13 protein-coding genes are annotated in these 16,730 nt (G+C 66.2%); 6 read left to right on the top strand and 7 right to left on the bottom strand.

Translation table 11 applies throughout. From position 1 onward, the window contains the following. Positions 1-8: 8 nt before the first annotated feature. The 6 genes from IFT55_RS04240 to IFT55_RS04215 all read right to left on the bottom strand — a co-directional run bounded on the left by IFT55_RS04240 (position 9) and on the right by IFT55_RS04215 (position 6,585). Complete coding sequence (locus tag IFT55_RS04240) at positions 9-1,139, bottom strand: Gfo/Idh/MocA family protein (RefSeq protein ID WP_192089330.1); 1,131 nt, start codon at positions 1,137-1,139, stop codon at positions 9-11. A 253-nt stretch (positions 1,140-1,392) separates the two neighbouring features. Further along, positions 1,393-2,028, bottom strand: a complete 636-nt coding sequence (locus tag IFT55_RS04235) for a carbonic anhydrase (protein WP_192089329.1) — start codon at positions 2,026-2,028, stop codon at positions 1,393-1,395. Further along, on the bottom strand, positions 2,025-3,602 hold the full coding sequence (locus IFT55_RS04230; RefSeq protein ID WP_192089327.1) for a SulP family inorganic anion transporter: 1,578 nt from the start codon (positions 3,600-3,602) through the stop codon (positions 2,025-2,027). The genes IFT55_RS04235 and IFT55_RS04230 overlap by 4 nt, the downstream gene beginning before the upstream one ends. Positions 3,603-3,741: 139 nt before the next feature. Next, a complete protein-coding gene (locus tag IFT55_RS04225) occupies positions 3,742-4,443 on the bottom strand; it encodes a carbonic anhydrase (RefSeq protein WP_192089326.1) in 702 nt (233 codons plus the stop codon). Positions 4,444-4,540: 97 nt separating this feature from the next. Beyond that, entirely contained in the window at positions 4,541-5,878 is a 1,338-nt protein-coding gene (locus IFT55_RS04220) for an ATP-binding protein (protein ID WP_342029227.1), read from the bottom strand. Further along, positions 5,875-6,585: a response regulator gene (locus IFT55_RS04215; protein WP_192089324.1), complete on the bottom strand. Its 711-nt coding sequence runs from the start codon at positions 6,583-6,585 to the stop codon at positions 5,875-5,877. The genes IFT55_RS04220 and IFT55_RS04215 overlap by 4 nt, the downstream gene beginning before the upstream one ends. Positions 6,586-6,873: 288 nt before the next feature. Between IFT55_RS04215 and IFT55_RS04210 the strand changes: the two genes are divergently transcribed. From IFT55_RS04210 to IFT55_RS04195, 4 genes are read left to right on the top strand one after another with little or no spacing between them, the layout of a single operon-like run. Beyond that, positions 6,874-8,430, top strand: coding sequence for an MFS transporter (locus IFT55_RS04210; RefSeq protein WP_249403550.1), 1,557 nt, complete (start codon positions 6,874-6,876; stop codon positions 8,428-8,430). Continuing rightward, complete coding sequence (locus tag IFT55_RS04205) at positions 8,427-9,566, top strand: HlyD family secretion protein (RefSeq protein WP_192089323.1); 1,140 nt, start codon at positions 8,427-8,429, stop codon at positions 9,564-9,566. The genes IFT55_RS04210 and IFT55_RS04205 overlap by 4 nt, the downstream gene beginning before the upstream one ends. After that, positions 9,563-10,978: an efflux transporter outer membrane subunit gene (locus IFT55_RS04200; RefSeq protein ID WP_192089321.1), complete on the top strand. Its 1,416-nt coding sequence runs from the start codon at positions 9,563-9,565 to the stop codon at positions 10,976-10,978. Before IFT55_RS04205 ends, IFT55_RS04200 begins: the two co-directional genes overlap by 4 nt. After that, positions 10,963-11,520 carry a GNAT family N-acetyltransferase gene (locus IFT55_RS04195; RefSeq protein ID WP_192089320.1) on the top strand — a complete coding sequence of 186 codons (558 nt, stop codon included), beginning with the start codon at positions 10,963-10,965 and terminating at the stop codon, positions 11,518-11,520. The genes IFT55_RS04200 and IFT55_RS04195 overlap by 16 nt, the downstream gene beginning before the upstream one ends. A gap of 77 nt (positions 11,521-11,597) precedes the next feature. On the opposite strand, the gene IFT55_RS04190 is transcribed toward IFT55_RS04195, so the two are convergent. Further along, positions 11,598-12,224 (bottom strand): TetR family transcriptional regulator, encoded by a 627-nt coding sequence (locus IFT55_RS04190; protein ID WP_192089318.1) that lies wholly within the window; start codon positions 12,222-12,224, stop codon positions 11,598-11,600. A 108-nt stretch (positions 12,225-12,332) separates the two neighbouring features. Between IFT55_RS04190 and IFT55_RS04185 the strand changes: the two genes are divergently transcribed. After that, complete coding sequence (locus IFT55_RS04185; RefSeq protein WP_192089317.1) at positions 12,333-13,517, top strand: efflux RND transporter periplasmic adaptor subunit; 1,185 nt, start codon at positions 12,333-12,335, stop codon at positions 13,515-13,517. A 6-nt stretch (positions 13,518-13,523) separates the two neighbouring features. Beyond that, the gene (locus tag IFT55_RS04180; protein WP_192089316.1) at positions 13,524-16,724 is read left to right on the top strand and encodes an efflux RND transporter permease subunit; all 3,201 of its coding nucleotides are present in this window, start codon (positions 13,524-13,526) and stop codon (positions 16,722-16,724) included. Positions 16,725-16,730: the final 6 nt, after the last annotated feature.

Genomic DNA, 16,730 nt, shown 5'->3' with positions numbered 1-16,730 from the left:
CCCGCCGGTCAGTTCCCCGCCGGGCTTTTCGCCTTCACCGTTTCGGGCGGCGTCACTGTGGACAGCGTCTGCTTCTGCGTCGCGGTGTTGATCCGCCGAGCCCGATCGAACGGCGGCAGGTCGACGCGCCGACCGGTGCGGAGTGCCTCGACGATCCCTTCGATGACGCGAAGGTCGGCCAGCCCCTCCTGCGCGTCGGGTTCGGGGTCTTCGCCGTTCAGGATGCAATCCGAAAAATACTTCATCTCGCCGCCGAACTGGTCGGTCGGCTTGAAGCGTTCGACGGTCTTGTCCGTCCCGGTGGTGATCGTCTGCTGCATCGTGTCGCCATAGCCGAAGGCGGGGTCGATATGGATGCTGCCCTTGCTGCCGCAGATCGTCATGTGATCGACGTTGCCGGCGTAATAGCTGACCGTGAAGCTGGCCAGCCGGTCGCCCGGCATGCGCAGCACGACGGCGACGGTATCGTCGATGTCGCCCAGACCAGCCTTCGCCTGCCGCGTCGCCACCGCCGATTCGACCGCGACCGGCTCGTCGCCGAACAGATACCGGATCGCGTTGATCGGATACGGCCCCATGTCGAACAGCGGACCCGCCTCGATACCGTGCTTGGCGCGATGGTTGTCGGGGTCGAGCGACTGGCTGAAACACGCGGTGAAGGTGACCAGATCGCCCAGCTTCCCGTCGCGTACCCGGTCGATCGCCGACAGCGTGCCGGGTTCGAAATGCAGTCGATAGGCGGTCATGAACTTCGCCGACGACGCCCGCTGCGCCGCTTCGATCGCGCGACCCTGTTCGCTCGATATCTCCAGCGGCTTTTCGCACAGCACGTGAATGCCCGCCGCCAATGCCGGAACGGCGAATTCGGCATGCCGCCAGTTGGGTGTGCCGATGTAAATCGCGTCGATCGTGCCCGATGCCAGCAATTCGTGGAACCGGTCGTACGAATAGGTCGCGTCGACGCCGTACAACTCGGCGAGTGCCCTGGCCTTTTCGGGATCGCCGGTCACGATCGCGACCAGTTTGGAATTGCCGGTATGCTTGATGCCGGGCAGCATCGCCCGCTGGGTGATGTCGCCGGCACCGATGACGGCGTAGCGGACCTTCTTCGTCAGGCCGAGGGCGGACGCGATGCTCATACGGCGATACTCCGGTGATATTAGGAAGGAAGCGCAACGCGCGTTCGCCCCGGTATCTCCGTCCATCGTCAGATTTCGCGTGGGCCTTTGCCGTGCGCCCGGACCGGGGGACGCTGCTCGCGGCTGTTGGAACACCCGCGAACGAGCAAGTCGTGGGCGGCACCAGCCCGCTTCCCCACTCGGTACACGCGTCGCGCGGTCGGGCGGGAGCACGGGCCGGTGCCGCGAAATGCGCTCCCACGCATACGGGCCGCTACAGCAGCACCTTCTCCGGCGTCGGCACGTCGCCCAGCGGTGTGGCGGCGTCGATTTCCATCAGCGGCTTGAGCAGCCCGTCGCGCAGGTCATACACCCAACCATGGAGTTCGAGCGGATGGCCCGCCGCGAACGCCGCCTGCACCACATCGGTCCGGGCAAGCTGCACCAGCTGATCGCGGACGTTCAGTTCGACCAAGCGGTTGGCGCGCTGTTCCTCCGGCAAGGCGTCCAGTTCGTCGGCATGCGCCTTCACCACGTCGCGTGCGATCGCCAGCCAGTCGTGGACATGGCCATGCACCCCGCCGCCCAGCGCTGCGTCGATCCCGCCACAGGCATAATGACCGCAGACGATGATGTGCCGGACCTTCAGCACTTCTACGGCGAACTGCACGACCGACATCAGGTTCTGGTCGTTCGGATTGACCAGATTGGCGATGTTGCGATGGATGAACATCCCGCCGGGTTCGGTATTCGTCAGCTGATCGGGCGCGACCCGGCTGTCCGAACATCCGATCCACAGGAATTCGGGCTTCTGCCCCAAAACCTGCCGCGAGAAATAGGCGTCGCTTTCCTCCAGCCGCTCGGCGGCCCATGCCTTGTTGGCGAGGAGGAGGTGCTTATAGTCCCTCATGCGTATGCGACCCCTTTGGTCGGTGCCTTGATCAGCGGCGCGGTCTTTTCACCGATGTCTCCGCGAATGACCACGTTGACGCCGCGATAGCCCGCGTTCTTGATGAAGCCGTTGATGATGTCGATGTTGTCGAGGTCGACATAGGTCGTCGCCGACAGATCGATCACGACGTTGGTGTCGTCGGGCACGCGGTCCAGCTCCTTCTGCAACTCCACCTTGTGGATGAAGTACAGGTTGCGCTTGGCGCGGACCATGCAATCGTTGCCGTCCTGCACGAACGTCACCGCCGGGCGGAAATTGCGCGCGATGACGAACACGAAGCCGACGACCAGCCCGATGACGATGCCGATCAGCAGATCGGTAAACAGGATGGCGGCGATCGTGACGACGAACGGCACGAACTGGGTATAGCCCTGTTTCCACCGCTTGCGGAACAGGTCGGGCTTGGTCAGCTTGTACCCCGTCGCGATCAGCACGGCGGCCAGCGCCGACAGCGGGATCAGGTTGAGCAGCGCCGGGATCAGCAGCACGCTGAGCAACAGCCACGTGCCGTGCAGGATGGTCGACACCTTCGACGCGGCATTGGCGTCGACATTGGCCGACGAACGCACGATCACCGACGTGACCGGCAGGCCGCCGATCAGCCCTGAAATGATGTTGCCGCCGCCCTGTGCCAGCAATTCATGGTTCTTGTCGGTGACGCGGCGCTTGGGATCGATCTCGTCCACCGCCTTGACCGACAGCAGCGATTCGAGGCTGGCGACGATCGCCAGCGTCAGTGCCGTCGTCCACACCGCGGCATTGCCGATCTGACCGAAGTCGGGAAGGCTGAACAGCTTGACGAACCCGCCGATGCCGTCGGCGATCGGCACGCTGACCAGATGCGTCGACTGGACTTCGATGTTCGGCGCGAACATGCCGAACAGCGCGTTCATCGCCACCGATCCGAACACGACGACCAGCGGACCCGGCACGAAGCGCAGCGGACCGTCCTTGGGCTTGGCCTTGTCCCACCAGAACAGGAAGGCGAGGCTGATCGCGGCGATGATCGCGGCGCCCCACACGATCTGGTTCTGCAACACCAGCAGGATGGTGTTGAACGTGTTCCGGCCGTCTTCCTGCCAGAACGAGAAGCTGCCTTCGGGTGCGCCGTCATAGCCGACCGCGTGCGGCACCTGTTTCAGGATCAGGATCAGCCCGATCGCGGCCAGCATGCCGGTGATGACCGACGACGGCACGAATTCGCCCAGCACGCCCGATCGCGAAAAGGACAGCGCGACCTGCAGGAACCCCGCCAGCATCACCGCCAGCAGGAACGCTTCGAAGCTGGGCAGCTTCGCGATCGCGTCGAACACGATCACGGTCAGCCCGGCGGCGGGGCCGCTGACCGACAGGGGCGATTTGCTGAGCGACCCGACGACGATTCCGCCGACGATGCCGGCGATGACCCCGGCGAACAGCGGCGCACCCGATGCCAGCGCGACGCCGAGGCACAGCGGCAGGGCGACCAGCGCCACCACGATCGAGGCCGGTATGTCGGCCCGCAGGTTGGCGATCAGCGATGGTTTGGTCATGGGCGTGTGGTTGCTTTCCGATGAAACGGGGAAAACGGGATGCGCCGGACGCTCTTCGGGGGGAAGAGCGCCCGGCGCGGTGCCCGCGGCAGACGGAGACGGGGGAGGGGAGGTCGCCCCCGCCGGCGCGCGGGAACGGCTATTCGGCGGCGACGGCCTCGACGAAATCGAAATCGGCGGCGCGCCGCTGTTCGGGCATCAGCGCGACCGGCAACGGGCTGTTCTCACGGATCGGCGCGAACCGGCCGGTTTTGCCGTCCAGCGCGAGGATCGATCCGGCGTGAATGTCGACGAACCAGCCGTGCAGCGTCAGTTCGCCCTTCGCGATGCGCGACGCGACGGCCGGATGCGTGCGCAGATGCGCGATCTGGACCACCACGTTCTCAAGGCTGACGGCACGGATGGCGGCCGTATCCTCCATGTCGGGATAGCTGTGCTTGACCACCGAATGTGCGGCATGGCTGTGGCGGAGCCACGCCTTGACGCTGGGCAGGCCGTCCAGCGAATCCTGGTTCATCAGCGCGCCCATCGCGCCGCAGCCCGAATGGCCGCAGATGATGATATCGGTGACGCCCAGCACCGCGACGGCATATTCGACCGTGGAGGTGGTGCCACCGTTCTGCTGCGTGAACGGCGGTACGATGTTGCCCGCGTTGCGGCATACGAACAGGTCGCCGGGGCGTGCCTGCACGATATGTTCGGGCACGACGCGCGAATCGGAGCACGAGATCATCAGCGCCTTCGGGCTTTGCCCGTCGGTAGCCAGCTTCGAATAAAGATCGGCTTCGTTGGCGAAGACGCTCTTTTCGAAACCGAATACGCGTCCGACTACGTCGTTCATGTTGCTGCTCCTGCCATTCGGGGCGACGCCGGGGCGCCGTTGATGGATCAGGATATAGCCGGCCGTTCCTTGCTGCGTTCGACGGGTGTGTAACGATTTATTGCCGGGCGCCGAGCCGTGCCGGCAGCACGATGGCGGCGCACAACCCGCCGCCCGCGCGGTTGCGCAGTTCCAGCCGCCCGGCCTCCGCCTCCACCGCGCGCGCGACGATCGACAGCCCCAGTCCGAAGCCGACCGTGTCGCGCTTGCGCGCGCTGTCGAGCCGGACGAAGGGTTCGAGCACCAGCGCCAGCGATTCCTCGGGAATGCCTGGTCCGTCGTCCTCGACCCGCACGACGGTATCGCCGTCCTCGATCGCCAGCGTCAGCGTTGCGCCCCCGCCATAATGGATCGCGTTTTCGACGAGGTTGACCAATGCGCGCTTGAAACTGGATCGCCGTACCGCGCGCTCGAAATGATCGGGGCCGGTATAGGTCGCGCTATGGCCATGGTCGTTCGCGTCGTCGATCACGCTGGCGCACAACACCGCCAGATCGACCAGCGTCGCGCGTTCCGGCTCCCCCTCGCCGCCGAGGAACGCCAGCAGCGACAGCACCATCGCCTCCATTTCGGCCAGATCGTTCTGCACGCTGGTCCGCACGTCGCGATCGGCGATGGCGTCGGTGCGCAGCCGCAACCGTGCCAGCGGGGTGCGCAGATCGTGTCCGACGGCGGCCAGCGCACGGGTGCGCTCGTCGATCAGCCGATGGATGCGCGCCTGCAACCCGTTGAACGCCACCACCAGCCGCCGCACCTCGCCCGGTCCCGCTTCCTCGACCGGGGGCAGCGCGGGGTCGCTGCCGGGACCGAACCGGTCGACCGCGTCGGCCAGTTGCCGCATCGGACGCAGCGTCCGCCGGATCAGCAGCCCGCCCGCGACCATCAGCGCGATGGCGGGGATCAGCGCGAGCAGGATGCGCCCCAGCGCAAGGTCGAACGCGCGCAACGGCTCCAGCGTGCGGAAGTACAGCCAGCTGCCGTCGTCGAGTCGCAAGATGCCGAGCACCACCGATCGCTGTCCCGGCGACGCCAGCGCCAGATGCACGTCGGACCGCGCCAGCGACGGCTCCCACGCCAGCACCTGCTGTTCCATCTCACGCAGACCGGCCGCGCGCCGGGGCAGGTCGGGCCGGGCGGGACGCCATTGGACGGCATAGCGATCGGTGGTCAGCTCGGCCGCCGTTACCGCCCGTTCGTCGCGTGGCCGTTCGTCGACGATGCGGCGCGCGATGACCAGATGTTCGGCCAGCCGCCGCGCTTCGTCGTCGCGCACCGAAAATTCGCTGGCCCGTTCGTACAGCAGTACCGACACGCCGAATTCGATGACGATGGTCAGCAACAGGATCGCGACGATCCGCCCGATCAACCCGGTCGGAAACGACGGAAGTCGGTTCACTGGCGGTCGACCGGCACGTTCAGCATGTATCCGACGCCGCGGATGGTCACGATCGGCGGCGTCCCGCCCGCTGTCGACAGCTTGCGCCGCAGCCGGCTGATGAGCACGTCGATGCTGCGATCCGACGAATCGCCCAGCCGCGTTCGCGACAGTTCGATCAGCCGTTCGCGCGCGATCACCCGTTGCGCATGGTCGAGCAATACGACCAGCAGGTCGAATTCGGCTCCCGTCAGGTCGATCGATGCACCGGTCGGCGACGTCAGTTCGCGCCGCGGCAGGTTGGCGGTCCACCCTTCGAAGCGATAGATGCCCTGTTCGCGCTGCGCCGTTTGCGCGTTCAGTTCGCCCCGGCGCAACACCGCGCGGACCCGCGCGATCAGTTCGCGCGTCCCGAACGGTTTGGGCAGGTAATCGTCCGCGCCCAGTTCCAGCCCGATGACGCGGTCGACCTCGCTGCCCTTCGCACTGATGAAGATGATCGGGACCGGATTGGTCTGGCGGATCTGGCGGCACAGGTCGATGCCGCTGGTGCCCGGCAGCATGATGTCGAGCAGGATCAGGTCGACCGGTCCCTGGTCGAGCGCCAGCCACATTTCGGGCGCGGCGGAACAGGTGCGGACGATATACCCGTTTTCCTGCAACGCGCGCGCGGTCAGCGTGCGCAGGGCGGGGTCATCTTCCACGACGATGATCGAAGGCGCGGTCATGGCAGGGTTCCGTGCATCGCGTCGCGCTAGGCTTCCGCAGGCCGATGGTCAAATCCGCAGCGTTGGGCGGGAAGGACTCTCGTCCGATACCAAGACCAGCCAGACGGCAACCGGGCAGGATGGTATTCGGAACGATCGTTCGTCGGCAAGCATTGTTGCCATTGCAACAGCGTCAGTGGAGCCCGGGCCATCGCCACGGCCTATCAATTCAAGCCGCACGAGCGGCCGTTCCTGCCCGGATCTGCCGCCACGCCCGATCATCCGTTCGGGCGGCGCGTCGGCTATTTCATGATCGGTATCCTGTTGGGGCTGACCGGGGGGTTCAGCAATTCGCTGCTGCTCGCCAACCTGCCACAGATACAGGGATCGCTGGGGCTGACGCCGGTCGAGGGCGGATGGCTGACCGCGATTTCGTCGATGACCAGCGTGTGCATGAGCATGTTGCTCATCAAGTTCCGCCAGCAATTCGGGTTGCAGCGCTTTACCCGCGTCTTCCTCGTCGCGTTCCTGATCCTCAACGTGCTGCAACTGTTCGTCCATTCCTATGGCGTGCAGTTGGTGGTGCGCGGCGCGGCGGGGATCGTGGCCAGTGCGCTGACGACGCTGTGCTTCATGTACATCATGCAGGCGCTGCCCGCCGCCGCACGGCTGTCGGGCATGATCATCGGTTTCGGCGCGTCGCAGATCGCGCTGCCGCTGGCGCGTACGCTGTCGCCGCTGCTGCTGGCGGACGGCCGGATCGAGGCGCTGTTCGTGTTCGAACTGGGGCTGACGCTGATGTGCCTCGGGTCGGTCGCGCTGTTGCGGCTGCCGCCGTCGGAACGGACGCAGGCGTTCGAGCGGATCGACTTCCTGACCTTCGCGCTGTTCGCGCCGGGTGTCGCGCTGTTGTGCGCGGTGCTGGTGCAGGGACGCATCCAGTGGTGGTCGACCCCGTGGCTGGGATACGCCACCGCCGCCGCGATCCCGCTGATCGGTGTCGCGCTGCTGATCGAACATAACCGCGCCAATCCGCTGCTGAACACGCGATGGATGCTGGGGCGCAATATCGTGCGGTTCGCGGTCGTCGCCGCGTCGCTGCGTATCCTGTTGTCCGAACAGACCTATGGCACGATCGGATTGCTGACCGTCGTCGGCATGGGCAACGACCAGCTGGTGACGCTCAACCTCGTCATGACGCTGGCGTCGGTGGCGGGGCTGATCGTCAGCCTGATGACGCTCGACATGAAGGATTTGTACAAGCCGGTCCTGATCGCCGTCGCGCTGATCGGCATCGGCGCGTGGCTCGATTCGGATTCGACCAACCTGACGCGTCCGTCCAGCCTGTATGTCAGTCAGGGGATCATCGCCTTCGCCGCGCTTTATTTCCTCGGTCCGATGGTCATGATCGGCATCTTTCGCGCGCTGGCGCGCGGACCGAACCACATCGTCAGCTTCTCCGCGATCTTCGGCATCACCCAGACGCTGGGTGGACTGGCCGGCACCGCGCTGCTCGGATCGTTCCAGATCGTGCGCGAGAAATATCACGGCTTCGAACTGGTACAGAGCCTGACCGCCACCGACCCGCAGGTGGTGCAGCGCATCCAGCAACTCGGCGGCGCCTATGCCCGCGTACAGGGCGATGCGGTGCTGCGGCAGGCGTCGGGTGCGGGGCTGCTGGGGCAACAGGTGACACGGGAAGCGAATATCCTCGCCTATAACGATGTGTTTCTGGGCGTGGCCATCCTGTCGGGCTTCGTCCTGCTGTGGCTGGGCGCATTGTGGCTGCGATTTCGCATCCGGGGCGTCAATCCGCTGGCCGCCGATCTGGCGGCGGTGCAGCGGATGCGGCAACAGCAATCATGACCGACGCATCCCCCCCCGAACGACTCGCCGATCCGGTCGAGACTCCCGTCGAGCCGGCCCGCGCGCGTGGCTGGGCACCGCCGCGCGGCAGCCTGAAATCCACGATCGGCTTCGTCGCGCTGTTGCTGGGCGGCGTATTCCTGTCGCTCTATGCATGGGGGCTGTGGCCGTTCGGCAGCGTGGTGCAGGCGACCGACAACGCTTATGTCCGCGGTCAGACCACGGTGATCGCGCCGCAGGTCAACGGGTATGTGACACAGGTGCTGGTGCGCGATTTCGAAACCGTGCGCGCGGGTCAGGTGCTGGCGCGGATCGACGACCGCATCTATCGCCAGCGCGTCGAACAGGCGCTGGCGCAATTGTCGGCGCAGCAGGCGAATCTCGCCAATTCGCGCCAGAGCAGCCGATCGAGCGAGGCGACGCTGGGCGGACAGGCGGCGGCGGTCGCGAATGCCCGTGCACAGCTGGTGCGGGCGCAGGCCGACATGGCGCGCGTCGACGATCTGGTACGCGAAGGATCGGTATCGTTTCGCGAACGCGACCAGACGCTGGCGGCCCTGCGCGCGGCAGAGGCAGGTGTCGCACAGGCGCAGGCGCAACGCAGCGTGGCACAGGAACAGGTCCGCACGGTCGAGGTCGGTCGCGGCGGGCTGGAGGCCGGCGTGGCCAACGCCCGCGCGGCGGTTCGCCTTGCGCAGATCGATCTTGCCAACACCGTCATCCGCGCACCGCAGGACGGGCGGCTGGGCGAGGTCGGGGTACGGCTGGGTCAGTATGTGACGGCGGGGACGCAGTTGATGTTCCTCGTTCCCGCGAGCGTATGGGTGACGGCGAACTTCAAGGAAGCTCAGACCGCGCGCATGGCGGCGGGGCAGCCGGCGACGATTCGCGTCGACGCGCTCGACCGCGCCGAACTGCGCGGTCGCGTGGAACGCATCGCGCCCGCCGCAGCGAACGAATTCGCGGTGATCCGCGCGGACAATGCCACCGGCAATTTCGTGAAGGTGGCGCAGCGTATTCCGGTGCGGATCGCGATCGATCCCAAAGACCCGCTGTTCTCACGGCTGCGCCCCGGAATGTCGGTGGAGGCAAGGGTCGATACGCGCGGCGGCGTATCGCCGGCGGCACGGCGATGAAGCACTTCGCTCGGCGGATCGGATCGGCGCGTCGGACCGGTGGCAGGGGGGCAAAGGCGGGCGTCCTGCTCGCGCTCGTGACCCTCGCCGGCTGCACGCCGCCCGACCGTCCCCGTCCACAGGCCGCCGCCGTGGTGGCGCCGCCGTCGTGGCGCACGACGATTCCCGGCACCGCTGCGATCGACGCCGGATGGTGGGACCGGTTCGGCGACCCCGAACTGTCGCGGCTGGTGACGGCGGCGCTGGCCAACAATCCCGACATCGCGATCGCCGCCGCGCGGATCGCGGAGGCGCGCGCGCAGGAATCGCTGGTTCGCGCCGCGCGCTATCCAACGCTCGATGCCGGGGCCGGATTGATCGAACAGCGCGCGCTCAATGCGTTCGGCAGCGCGAGCACCGGTACGTCGCTGCAACCCGTGTTCCAGTCGGCCTATGAAGTCGACCTGTTCGGTCGCGTCTCCAGCCAGATCGCCGCCGCGCGCCTGTCGGGCGATGCCGCCGTCGCTGCCGCCGATGCGACCCGCCTGTCGGTCGCCGCCGCCACCGCCAGCGGCTATATCACGCTGCGCGGTCTGGACGCGCGAATCGACACCGTCCGCCGCACGATCGCGTCGCGTGCCGAGGCACTGCGCATCGCCCGGTCGCGCGCCGAGGCCGGCTATACCTCGCAACTCGAATTGCGACAGGCGCAGGCCGAATATGCCGGCGTGACTCAGACGCTTCCACAATTGGAACTGCTGGCCCGGCGACAGGAGAACGCGATCGCGCTGCTGACCGGCACCGCGCCGCGCGATATCGATCGGGGGGCGTCGATCGATCGGCTGGTCCCGCCGCCGATCCCCGCCGGGTTGCCGTCGGAATTGTTGCGCCGCCGGCCCGACATCGCGCAAGCCGAGTCGACTTTGGCGGCGAGCGACGCGACGCTGGCGGCGGCACGCTCGCAATTCCTGCCGTCGCTGCGCCTGACCGGATCGACCGGCGAAGTCCTGTCGAGTTCCTTGCCTAACCCGGTCGGCATCTGGTCGGTCGGGGCCAGCATTCTCGCGCCCCTGTTCCGGGGTGGCCAATTGCGTGCCGGACTGGACACCGCCGCCGCGCGGCGCGACCAGGCGGCGTTCGCGTACCAGCGTACCGCACTGACCGCGTTCCGCGAGGTCGAGGACGCGCTGGCCGCGATCGACCGGCTTGCCGAACAACGCCGCGCACTGGAGGATCAACGCGCCGCGCTGGCGGAAACCCTGCGCCATGCCACCAACCGTTACCGCGCCGGATACAGCCCCTATCTCGAACAACTCGATGCGCAACGCGCGCTGTTCAACGCCGAACTGGCGCTCGAACAGGTGCGTGCCGACCAATTGACCGCGCGTGTCGCCCTGTATCAGGCTATGGGCGGGGGATGGAGCCGCCCCTGATCCGCCCGGCCACGATTGCCGACGTACCGTCCCTGCATGCGCTGGTCGAAAGCGCCTATCGCGGAGACTCGGCGCGGGGCGGCTGGACGCACGAAGCCGATCTGCTGGGCGGACAGCGAACCGACGCGGAACTGCTGTCCGCCGTCCTGTCCGATCCCGCCTGCCGCATCCTGATCGCCGGCGACGGGGCCGGATGCGTGCAGGTCACGCGGGTCGACGGCGGGCGTTGTGCGCTGGGATTGCTGGCGGTACGGCCCGACGGACAGGCGCTGGGGCTGGGCCGGCGATTGATCGCAGCGGCGGAACGGGTTGCACGCGATGATTACGCGTCAAAGACAATGGAGATGACGGTCATCCGTCGGCGCGCCGAATTGATCGCATGGTACGAACGGCGTGGCTATCGCCGCACCGGAGAAGAACGGGCGTTCCCACTCGACGACCGGCGATTCGGCGTACCGAAAACGCTCGACCTTGATTTTATCGTTCTGGAACGGGCGCTTACCGGTCAAGGCTCGCCGGAGATCGAGTCCGTCAAACCTTGACCGATACGACGCAAGGGAGCGCCTCTTTCAAATACGCTCAAGTAGCTGGATTTCAATAGTCTCTTGCGGACAGAGTCCTATTCTGACGCGATCAGCAGATCGTCGATCAGGCGATCGATCAGGGTCAGCATGCGGATGCGGGTCGCATCCTCGTCGAAATCGGGATCTGCGATGCGACGGTGCATCATACCGGCGCCTACGGTCAGGATCAGGTCGGCAAGCTGCGCCCTGCGCTCTGCCTGTTCGGGGCGGGGGGCCAGCGCCTCGATCGCGATGTTCAGCGCGGTCTTCACCCGATGATGGATCGCATGGGAGATACACGCGATCCGCGCGTTGCGCGCCGATTCGGCGATGATTTCGGGCATCAGGGTGCGCGCATCGCGGCTTCCCTCGCACTGGACGAACAACTGGATCCACTTACGGATCGCCGGCACGTCGCCCGACTCGACCGCAGCGGACAGTTCGGCTTCGTGCAGGAACGTCGACAGGTCGCTTTCGACGATCTCGGCGACGATCGCTTCCTTGTCGTCGAAGTCGCGATAAATCTGCCCGACCTTGATCCCCGACACGGCGGCCAACTGCGCCACGCCGGTGCCTTGAAACCCATGATCCGCAAACAGTTTCCGCGCGACCGATACCAGCTTTTCACGCCGGGCCACCGCGCGGCTGGCCCGGCATGCGTCGCCGCAATGCAACAAATTCACGTTAGATTCACCCGTAAGCCCTTGCCACTTTATATCGGACGGCGTACGCGCCGCCAATGTGTGAGTGATCGATCACTCACGGTGTTAGCACATCCTTCGGGGACGTTCATGAAAAATCGCGTTGCACCTCTGGCCGTGGCGCTCCTTCTGTCGGCCTGTGGCGGCGGCCAGCCGCAACAGGCGGCGCCGCAGGGTCCGCCGCAGGTCGGTTTCGTGACCGTCCAGCCGCAAGCCGTCACGCTGACCACCGAACTGCCCGGGCGGACGTCCGCGTTCGAGACGTCCGACGTCCGGCCGCAGGTCAACGGCCTCGTCCTCGCCCGGCTGTTCCAGGAAGGCGACTTCGTCCGCAAGGGCCAGCCGCTCTATCGCATCGACCCGTCGCCGTATCAGGCGTCGGTCGCCAGTGCGCGCGCCGCGCTGTCCCGGGCGCAGGCGGCGATCGCCTCGACCCGCAACCTCGCACGGCGATACGGCGAACTGGTGCGGATCAACGCGATCTCGAAACAGGAATACGAGAATGCGACGACCGGCGCGCAGCAGGCCGAGGCGGATATCGCCGCACAGCGTGCCGCGCTGAATCAGGCGCAGATCGATCTGGCGCGTACCACGATCACCGCACCCATTTCGGGTCGGATCGGACGTTCGGTGTTCACCACCGGCGCACTGGTATCGGCTGCCCAGGCCGACCCGCTGACGACCATCTCGCGAATCGATCCGGTGTTTGTGGATATCCAGCAGTCGAGCGCCGATCTTCTCAAGCTGCGTCAGCAGATCATGGGCGGCGGCGTTTCGCGCGGTGCGGGCGCGGCCCGTGTCCGGCTGAAGCTGGAGGATGGCAGCACCTATCCGATCGAGGGGACGCTGAAGTTCACCGACGTCACGGTCGATCCGGCGACGGGGACGCAGGCGATCCGCGCCGTGTTCGCCAATCCGCGCGGATTGTTGCTGCCGGGCATGTATGTCCGCGCCGAACTGGTCGAAGGAACGCAGTCCGCCGCGATCCTCGCACCCCAGCGCGGCGTGACGCGCGATCCCAAGGGGAACGCGACGGTCATGGTGATCGGCGCCGACGGCAAGCTGACGCCGCGTCCGATCCAGACCAGCCGTACGATCGGCGACGCATGGCTGGTGACCGGCGGGCTGAAGGCCGGCGACCGGATCGTGGTCGAAGGCGCGCAGAACCTCCAGCCCGGGACCCCGGTCAAGGGCTATCAATGGACGCCGCAGACGGCGGGGCAGGGACCACAGGGTGCCGCCCCGGCCGGCGCGCCCCAGGCACAGGCGAAGTAAGCCAGCATGTCACGCTATTTCATCGACCGTCCCATCTTCGCATGGGTCATCGCGGTCGGGCTGATGCTGTTCGGCATCCTCGCCATCCGTTCGCTGCCGATCGCGCAGTTCCCCGAAATCGCGCCGCCTGCGGTGTCCATTTCCGCGACCTATCCGGGTGCGGATGCGACCACGCTTGAAAACACGACGACGCAGATCATCGAACAGCAGCTGAAGGGCATCGACAACCTTCGCTATTTTTCGTCCTCGTCCTCGTCGGCGGGCACGGTGACCATCACCCTGACGTTCGAACAGGGCACCGATCCCGACATCGCGCAGGTGCAGGTCCAGAACAAGCTGCAGGCCGCGACGCCGCTGTTGCCGCAGGAAGTCCAGCAACAGGGTATCCGCGTCGCGAAATCGTCCGCCAGCTTCCTGCTGGTCGTCGGCATGGTGTCGCAGGACGGTTCGAAGAGCGCGTCCGACCTTGCCGACATCATCTCGTCGCAGATCCAGGACCCGATCAGCCGTGTGTCGGGCGTCGGTGAACTTCAGGTGTTCGGATCGCAATATGCGATGCGCATCTGGCTCGATCCGCTCAAGCTGAACAACTATGCGCTGACCGTCGCCGACGTGACGCAGGCGTTGCAGGCGCAGAACGCACAGGTTTCCGCCGGACAATTGGGTGCGCAGCCCGCGCCCAAGGACCAGATGCTCAATGCCACCGTTTCGGTGCAGTCGCGGCTCCAGACGCCCGAGCAGTTCGCCGCGATCCGGTTGAAGACCAATGCGGGCGGCGCGGTCGTGCGCCTGTCCGACGTCGCGCGCGTCGAGCTGGGTGCCGAGAATTACGGCTTCTCGACCTTGTGGAACGGCAAGCCGGCGGCGGGCTTCGGCGTCCGGCTGGCGCCGGGTGCCAACGCGCTCGGCACGGTCGATGCCGTCAAGGAACAGATGACCGAAATCGCCAAGGGGTTCCCGGCGGGCATCGACATCATCTATCCGCTCGACACCACGCCGTTCGTGCGCCTGTCGATCAAGCAGGTGATCGAAACGCTTGTCGAGGCCGTCGTACTCGTCTTCCTCGTGATGTTCCTGTTCCTTCAGAACTGGCGCGCCACGTTGATCCCGACGATCGCGGTTCCGGTCGTGCTGCTCGGAACGTTCGGCATCATGGCGCTGGCCGGGTTCACCATCAACACGCTGACGTTGTTCGGCATGGTGCTGGCGATCGGTCTATTGGTCGATGACGCGATCGTGGTGGTCGAGAACGTCGAACGCCTGATCCAGACCGAGGGGCTGTCCCCGCGCGAAGCCGCACGCAAGTCGATGGACGAGATCACCGGCGCGCTGGTCGGCATCGGCCTTGTCCTGTCGGCGGTGTTCCTGCCGATGGCGTTTTTTGGCGGATCGACCGGCGTGATCTATCGCCAGTTCTCGATCACGATCGTGTCGGCGATGGTGTTGTCGGTCATCGTCGCACTGGTGCTGACGCCCGCGTTGTGCGCCACGATCCTGAAGCCGCACGACCCCGAAAAGCACGGTCAGGGTAACGGGTTGCTCGCGCGCTTCTTCCGCTGGTTCAACGACAAGTTCGATCGCGGCACGCAGAAGTACGAACGCGGCGTGAAGCGCACCGCGCGCGGATGGAAATGGTCGCTGCTGATCTATGCCGGCATCGTCGCGCTGATGGTGCTGCTGTTCGTCCGGTTGCCTTCGGGCTTCCTGCCGGACGAGGATCAGGGCGGCGTGGTCGTGCTGGTCCAGGGGCCGTCGGGTGCCACGTCGGCGCGGACCGAACTGGCACTGACCCGGGTGCGCGAGCATATCCTGAAGAACGAGGCGGCGAACGTCACCGGCGTGTTCACGATCAATGGCTTCTCGTTCGCGGGACAGGGGCAGAATGCCGGTCTGGCGTTCGTCCGGTTGAAGGACTGGGAAGAACGGCCCGGCGCCGAGAACAGCGCGCAGTCGATCGCCGGTCGCGCAATGGGCGCGCTGTCGGGCTTCAAGGACGCGATGATCTTTGCGATCGTGCCGCCCGCCGTGCAGGAACTGGGCAACGCGACCGGGTTCGACCTTCAGCTGGTCGATACCGGTGGCATCGGTCACGAACGGCTGCTCGCCGCGCGTAACATGATGCTGGGCATGTCGATGCAGGATGCCAGCGTCGCGCAGGTCCGTCCGCTGAGCCTCGACGACGCACCGCAGCTTCGGGTCGATATCGATCAGGACAAGGCACGCGCGTTGGGTCTCGATCTTGCGCAGGTCAACTCGACCATCGCGACGGCGTGGGGTGGTGCCTATGTCAACGACTTCATCGATCGCGGTCGCGTGAAGCGCGTCTATGTCCAGGCCGACGAACCCTATCGTCAGCGGCCGGAGGATATCGGCGACTTCTTCATCCGCGGCGATAGCGGACAGATGGCCCCCTATACCGCCTTCTCGACGCTGACCTGGACGCAGGCACCCGCGCAGCTCACCCGCTATAACGGACAGCCCGCGATGCAGCTTCAGGGGGCGCCGAAGCCGGGCGTAAGCACGGGTGCGGCGATGAAGGCGATGGAGGCGATCCATGCCAAGCTGCCACCGGGCACGTCACTCGAATGGACCGGCCTCAGCTATGAGGAGCGGTTGTCCGGGGGGCAGGCGCCCGCGCTGTACGGCCTGTCGCTGTTGATCGTGTTCCTGTGTCTTGCCGCACTGTACGAAAGCTGGTCGGTGCCGATCTCGGTCATGCTGGTCGTGCCGCTCGGTATCGTCGGCGCACTGCTTGCCGCGCTGCTGACGAAGCTGAACAACGACATCTATCTCCAGGTCGGTCTGATCACCACGATCGGCGTGTCGGCGAAGAACGCGATCCTGATCGTGGAGTTCGCCGAGGAACGGATGGGTGACGGCATGAACGCGTTCGATGCGGCGGTGGAGGCAGCGAAGCTGCGGCTTCGTCCGATCCTGATGACCAGTCTTGCGTTCATCTTCGGCGTGATGCCGCTGGCATTGACCACCGGGGCCGGTGCGGGCGGACAGAACGCGATCGGTCGCGCGGTCGTGGGCGGCATGTTGTCGGCCACCGTGCTGGCGATCTTCTTCGTGCCGATGTTCTTCGTCGTCGTCCTGCGCCTGTTCGGCCATCACGGCGAGGACAAGCCGACCGCCAATCGCGATATCGAACCCGATGGCGGCAACCGGTCCTCCGATGGCGGCACCGCGCCGCAGGGGGCATGACCATGA

Origin of the sequence: Sphingomonas sp. CFBP 13720, assembly GCF_014842075.1 — a bacterium.
Lineage (GTDB): Bacteria > Pseudomonadota > Alphaproteobacteria > Sphingomonadales > Sphingomonadaceae > Sphingomonas.
Note: the sequence above shows the minus strand (reverse complement) of the source record. Positions and strands in the feature narration are given on the sequence as shown.